Annotated in this window: 2 protein-coding genes and 1 pseudogene; all 3 read left to right on the forward strand. The window is 63.2% G+C overall.

Going from position 1 to position 3,446, the window contains the following annotated elements; genetic code table 11:
- Nucleotides 1-1,969: leucine--tRNA ligase (gene leuS / locus EN984_RS27330; protein ID WP_127384091.1), on the forward strand; the 1,969-nt coding region annotated here is incomplete at its 5' end.
- The gene (lptE, locus tag EN984_RS27335; protein WP_127269446.1) at nt 1,956-2,534 is read left to right on the forward strand and encodes an LPS assembly lipoprotein LptE; all 579 of its coding nucleotides are present in this window, start codon (nt 1,956-1,958) and stop codon (nt 2,532-2,534) included. The genes leuS and lptE, both read left to right, overlap by 14 nt.
- A 310-nt stretch (nt 2,535-2,844) precedes the next feature.
- Nucleotides 2,845-3,446 (forward strand): annotated as a pseudogene (locus EN984_RS27340) (DNA translocase FtsK); the annotation flags it as partial.

Below are 3,446 nucleotides of genomic sequence, written 5' to 3' on the forward strand. Positions count from 1 at the left end.
GATGCAGCAGAACTGGATCGGCCGCTCGGAAGGCCTGCTGATCCGTTGGCCTCTGGCCGACGCCTCTGGTGGCGAGCATGAGCTGGAAGTCTATACGACAAGGCCCGACACCATCTTCGGCGCTTCCTTCATGGCTGTCGCCGCCGATCATCCGTTGGCCAAGAAGGCCGCTGCGCACAATCCGGCGCTGGCGAAGTTCATTGAGGATATCGGCCATATGGGCACCTCGGTGGCGGCGCTGGAGACAGCTGAGAAGAAGGGTTTCGACACCGGCCTCCGCGTCGTCCATCCGTTTGACGACAACTGGACGCTGCCGGTCTATGTCGCCAATTTCGTTTTGATGGAATACGGCACCGGCGCCATTTTCGGCTGTCCGTCCGGCGACCAGCGCGACCTCGACTTCGCCAACAAATACGGCCTGCCGGTGATTCCGGTGGTGATGCCGGAAGGCGAGAATCCGGCGACGTTCCAGATCATCGACGAAGCCTATGTCGATGACGGCGTGATGATCAATTCGCGCTTTCTCGACGGCATGAAGCCGGATCAGGCTTTCGACGAAGTCACCAAACTGCTGGAGCAGAAGACCATCGGCAACCGGCCGATGGCCGAGCGCAAGGTGAATTTCCGCCTGCGCGACTGGGGCATTTCGCGCCAGCGCTACTGGGGCTGCCCGATCCCGATGATCCATTGCGAGGCTTGCGGCGTGGTGCCGGTGCCGAAGGTGGACCTGCCGGTGAAGCTGCCCGACGATGTCGATTTCGATCGCCCGGGCAATCCGCTCGACCGGCATCCGACATGGCGCCATGTGAAATGTCCGCAATGCGGCAGGGATGCGCGGCGCGAAACCGACACGATGGACACGTTCGTCGATTCGTCGTGGTACTTTGCCCGCTTCACCGCGCCGTGGGCGCATGAACCGACCGATCCCAAGGCGGCCAACGAATGGCTGCCGGTCGACCAGTATATTGGCGGGATCGAGCACGCGATCCTGCATCTGCTCTATTCGCGCTTCTTCACCCGCGCCATGCGCGAGGCCGGCCATGTCGATCTGGCCGAGCCGTTCAAGGGCCTGTTCACGCAAGGCATGGTGGTGCACGAAACCTATCGCGTCGGCTCGGCATCGAATGGCCGCTGGCTGGCGCCCACCGAAGTTCGGCTGGAGGACGTCGACGGCAAGCGCAGCGCCATCGACATCGCCACCGGCGAGGCCGTCACCATCGGCCCGCTGGAAAAGATGTCGAAATCGAAAAAGAACACGGTGAGCCCGGAAGACATCACCGATGGCTACGGCGCCGATACGGCGCGCTGGTTCATGCTGTCCGATTCTCCTCCCGAGCGCGATGTCGAGTGGACCGACGATGGCGCTGCCGGTGCGCATCGCTTCATCCAGCGCATCTGGCGCCTGGTGTCGACGGCGGCCGAAACACTGGCCGGCATCAAGCCCTTAGCGGCCAGCAGCGGCGAGGCCGCGGTGGTTTCCAAGGCCGCGCACAAGATCCTGAAGGCGGTCGGAGAGGATATCGAGAAGCTCGCTTTCAACCGCGCCATCGCCCGCATCTACGAACTGGCCAACGCGCTGACCACGCCGCTCAACGAGGTGGCCGAAGGCAAGGCCGATGCAGCGCTGAAAGGCGCCTGTCGGCAGGCGGTGGAGATTCTCGTGCATCTGATCGCGCCGATCATGCCGCATCTGGCCGAGGAGTGCTGGGCAACGCTTGGCGGCACCGATCTCGTTGCCGAACGGCCCTGGCCGGTCTTCGATCCGGCGCTGGTGGTCGACAACGAAGTCACCTATCCGGTACAGGTCAACGGCAAGAAGCGGGGGGATTTGACAATTGCCCGCGACGCGGACCAAGGTGCGGTCGAAAAAGCGGTATTGGCTCTCGACTTCGTGCAGAAAGCACTTGAAGGTAAGGCTCCGCGCAAGGTGATCATCGTGCCGCAGAGGATCGTCAATGTCGTTGCCTGATCGGGAAAAGACAGAGTTGAACCATTTGCTGCGCCGCATTGCGCTTGCCGGCCTGATAGGTTCGCTCGCGCTTGTCTCGGCCTGCACGGTGCGGCCGCTCTATTCGAGCGCGCCACTGTCGGGTTCGCAGGCCAGTGCCAGTGCCGAACTGGCGTTGATCGGCATCAAGCCGGTCAATACGCGTTACGGCCAACAGGTGCGCAACAATCTGATTTTCGGGTTTGGACGAGGCGCCGGCGAGCCGGCCTCGCCGGTCTATTCGCTCAATCTCGGCGTGACCGAAGCGGTCGAGTCCGCGGCACTCGTGCAGGTCGGAACGGATGAAGACGAACCGACCGCCGGTTCCGTGACGCTGACCGGCAGCTATACGCTGGCCGATGCGAAGACCGGCGTGGTGATCGCATCCGGCAAGCGTTCGATCACCTCGTCCTTCGACAGGCCGCGTCAGGAATTCGCCGCATACCGGGCGCAGATCGACGCCGAGAATCGCGCTGCGCGAGAGTTGGCGGAAGCGCTGCAGCTGTCCATTGCCCAGGACCTTGTCCGGCACGGCAAGACCGGCTAGCGCACCTCATCGCTTCACGGAAACGGTCCGGCGCCCCAGGCATGATGGGGTGATCGCGGGATCATGACCAGATTCTCGAACAGAGCCAGATTCCGAACAGGGATTGTCCGAAGATACCCATCGAGCTGCTGCGGCACGGCGAGTAGATCGCGCCACCGGCGTGGATGCGGCGAGACGACGATCGTGCCGTGTCGCTCGCCGATTACCACGAAGATTTTGGTGCCCAGGATGGTCGGCGATCCATCCGGGAAGCAACTGTTAACCACTCGCTCCCTATTGCTCGGCAGACATTTCAGAGTGAGTCTTGAGAATGGAAGCCAAGCGTTTTTCCCGGGTCAATTTATCGACGGCCGCATCGCCTGATGATCCCGAGGGGAAGCGCTCCGAGAGCATCGGCGACAGGGGTGGTCAGCGAGGTTCTTCTGCGGCAGGCGACCTTGATCGTCCGGCTCGCAAGGAGCCGGGCGGCCGGCAGCCCGCCACACGCCAGGCCGGCTATTCAGCGCCGGTGGTCGATCTCGGTGGCAACAAGCGGCCCTATATGGAGCCGCGGGGTGGCTCGGACGACACGCTTTCGAAAATCGGCGATATCGAGAGCCCTGCCTGGCAGGAATATTTCTTCCTTGCACCCAACGTGCGTTTTACACGCACGCCGGACTATGAGGCCAGGAAGCATCGTCCGCAGCACGAGCGTGTTGTCGAACACGCCGCGACTCGCCCAGCAGAGCAAGCCGTTGCGCAATCCATGATCAAAGGGGCGTCCTCCGCGCCTTCGCTCCTGGCATTGCCGGCTTCGGTGAAAAGCCCTGCTTCCCAGCCGCTGGCCGGCCACGCCACGCAAGGGCCACTGCCGCCGGCTGCTGCTTTTGTTGCCGCGGGGCGCGCCAGGGAGAAGGTGCCAGCCGTTGCGCC

Origin of the sequence: Mesorhizobium sp. M7A.F.Ca.CA.004.12.1.1 (genome assembly GCF_003997835.1) — a bacterium.
Classification (GTDB): Bacteria; Pseudomonadota; Alphaproteobacteria; order Rhizobiales; family Rhizobiaceae; genus Mesorhizobium.

Coding starts and splice junctions, on each gene's coding strand:
- lptE (WP_127269446.1), top strand. CDS start 1,956: ATGTCGTTGCCTGATCGGGAAAAGACAGAGTTGAACCATTTGCTGCGC.